This window comes from Paenibacillus sp. 01T422 (assembly GCF_056398785.1).
In genome coordinates, this window is sequence record NZ_JBFTQB010000807.1 from 1 (window position 1) to 3,043 (window position 3,043).

The 3,043-nt window shown below is 38.0% G+C and carries 3 protein-coding genes; all 3 read left to right on the forward strand.

The window, feature by feature from the left end; genetic code table 11:
• Positions 1-1,819: sensor histidine kinase (locus AC1DUA_RS31585; RefSeq protein ID WP_477503509.1), on the forward strand; the 1,819-nt coding region annotated here is incomplete at its 5' end.
• Positions 1,816-2,454 (forward strand): response regulator, encoded by a 639-nt coding sequence (locus AC1DUA_RS31590; RefSeq protein WP_477503510.1) that lies wholly within the window; start codon positions 1,816-1,818, stop codon positions 2,452-2,454. The genes AC1DUA_RS31585 and AC1DUA_RS31590, both read left to right, overlap by 4 nt.
• Before the next feature lie 18 nt (positions 2,455-2,472).
• A partial coding sequence (locus AC1DUA_RS31595; protein ID WP_477503511.1) for a polyprenyl synthetase family protein occupies positions 2,473-3,043 on the forward strand: 571 nt, incomplete at its 3' end.

Consider the following 3,043-nt stretch of genomic DNA (forward strand, 5'->3'; position numbering starts at 1 on the left):
ATTAATAACTACGTTCATGATGCTGCTGCCAGTTATATTTTTGCATTTTCTAATCGTTTTCTTTAAAGAAAAAGGCGATATAAAATTGCCAATGTGGATGTTGAAATATGGGTATGGTCTTGTTGCCTTTGCACTTTGTTTAAGGAGCCTTTACTTTCACCCCTCTTTGACTTATGAGGTCTATCAATATGACAAATCGATCACTCTTGCATTTTTCATCGGTGGATTTTTCGTAAATATGTATCTTATTACAACTCAATATCTCAAAGTTAGGAAACAACAATCTTATATCTCAAGCATTATTAAAAGCATTTGGTTAGCATGGTTAATATCTTTTTTACCCGTTATATGTCTTTCATTTTTACCGCAATTGTTAACAGGTAAGTCTATGTTAAACGCCATTTTTACAAATTGGATGTTATTGCTTTTCCCTATTTCTTTCGCCTATTTAATAGCTTCTAACCAATTATACGATTTTGGACTAGTAATCAGACGTATCATGTTTGCTGGTCTGATAGCCATTATACCCGTTACGCTTTTTACAGGATTATATGTCTCTCTATTTGATGAGATAACGGACGAAAAACAAGTGTTATACATATTTGGCGGTTCTATGTTTCTAATCACCTTAGCTTTGTATGCTGCAGAGTATTGGACCACCAAACTAGAACCTTTTCTATTCCCAAGGAAGCATATTCTACAGAGCGCTTTGAAGAAAATCTCGAAAAACCTGGGCACAATTTCTAGCTTTCGGGAATTAAAAGATATTGTTCTTGTAGATATTGTTAGTACATTGCAGGTTACTGGCGGAGCTATTGTTTTTCAGTACAAAGATGAGGTAGAAATTATTTATGAAGGGGAAGTAGATATTGAAGAAATTCGGCGGCATGTTGATACGAATACTTTAATGGTCGCCCCTAACTATACAAGCCTTGAGATGAACAATCATGAATCGTATTGCAGTTATCTTGTGGTAACGCGGAAGAAAACAAATACGTATCTTTCAAGGGAAGAGAAGCAGTGGCTTCAACTCATTACCTCCTATCTGGAAGTCAGTTTGGAAAATGTGCACTTAATCCGCAAGCTTACGCTAAATCTTCAGCAGTTTGCAGCGCAGCTTCCTCATGAAACCAATGCGCAAGATATTCAATGGTTTCGCAAGCTGATGTTTGATTTACAGGAAGAAGAACGGATGCGGATTGCGACGGATTTGCACGATACGACGATGCAGGATCTCTTTTTCCTCAAAAGAAGAATATCCACCATTGCCGAAAATGGTAATTTGGATAAGTCAGATCAGGAACAACTTACTAGCATGAATAATTTCGTCGATATGATTAATGCGAGCTTGCGCCAGAGTTGTTTTGAACTAAATCCCCATTTGCTAAAAGAGATAGGTCTGATTCAGACTCTGAAAATGTATGTCGATAAGGAATCTTATACAACACCGTTCATGCTTTCTGTTGAAATAGGTGCCGTTTCTATCATTGAAGAGAAAGATTTGCCGACGAAACGCCATATCTTTAGAATCGTGCAGGAATTGCTAAATAATGCCAAGAAACATTCACAAGCGAGTAAGGTAGTATTTACAATCGAAGAAAACCAGCACTATTTTTGCTTAAACTATGAGGATGATGGTGTTGGTTTCAACGGGTATGGGGCAGAAATCCAGAAAGAGATCGGTGCTTCTGGCATGGGAATTGAACAAATGAAAAGCAGAATTATGCATATGGGTGGCCAAGTGGATATAACGACAGGTAAAGGAATCGGTACTACATTTAAAATATGGATTCCGATTGGGGAGGTCATTCCTGCATGAGTGAGGTTGTCAAAACGATCGTAGTAGATGATCACCCACTATTTGCACGAGCAACTAAAGCGTTGCTAGAACAAATAGACCGCATTGAGGTTGTTGCTGTTGCCAGTGATGCTAAACAATGTTTAGAGCAAATAGAAAGGTATCGGCCTGGCCTCGTTTTCCTTGACTATCAGCTTCCTGATCAAACAGGTACAGAAGTCGCGGCAGCGATTAAGTGCAGATATCCACACACACATATTGTTATTTTTACTGGGATAGAATTAAAAGGCATTTTTAATAGGCTAATTGAGATTAAAGTTAGTGGTGTTTTATCGAAAGAGTCAAGTGAACGTACGATAATTAACATGGTTAATTGCATTTTGGAAGGTCAGACGATGCTGCCTATCGCGTATTTTCATCAGATGCAACTATTGGAAGTACATGAGCATGATCAGGAAAGTTTTATGCTAATTGAAGAAGAGGTTCACATGTTAAGTATGTTAGTGAAAGGAGCTACACACGAGCAGATAGCGGAACAAATTTATATGAGCAAACGCACAGTCGATAATTATCTAAGGAAAATCTATGATAAATTAGGTGTTAAATCTAGGACAGAAGCGATGGAAAAGTTTATAAAAAGTAAATACTATGCATAAAGGCAAGGAGTAGGGAGATTGGAAAGTAACATTCAGGAGCATTTGTATCGGGTTGTGGATGAATATATTCGTTCTGAGGATTTAAATCAGTTGTTCAAATCATTCCTTGTAAGTAAAGTGAAAGAAGATAGAACATGGGGAGAAATTACGCTATACACCCACTACATGTTTGGAGGAACCTCACCTGATATTCAGCGATATGCTGCTTTGACGGAGCTTATCGTTCTAATCTCTRATATTATTGATGATATACAAGACCAAGATCAAGTAGGCAAGCCGTGGATGCAATGCTCGCAAGCCGATACCTTACACACAATCTTTGTCATGCTTTTAGGTTTTGTCAGTGAGTTGGGACATATGCAGATTAATGAAAAAGTGTTGATAGAAATTACGCATATCATTACTCGATCGGTTAAAGGACAGTACAAAGATGTGATGAATACGGCAACATCGGCTGATGACTATTTACTAATGACTCAAGAGAAATCAGGATCTCTGTTCCGATTAGCTTGTTACATGGGGCATATGATGCTGGATTGTTCCCAGGAGACGATTGAGCAGCTAAACGATCTTGCAGATTGTATTGGAC

Coding starts and splice junctions, on each gene's coding strand:
- AC1DUA_RS31590 (WP_477503510.1), top strand. CDS start 1,816: ATGAGTGAGGTTGTCAAAACGATCGTAGTAGATGATCACCCACTATTT.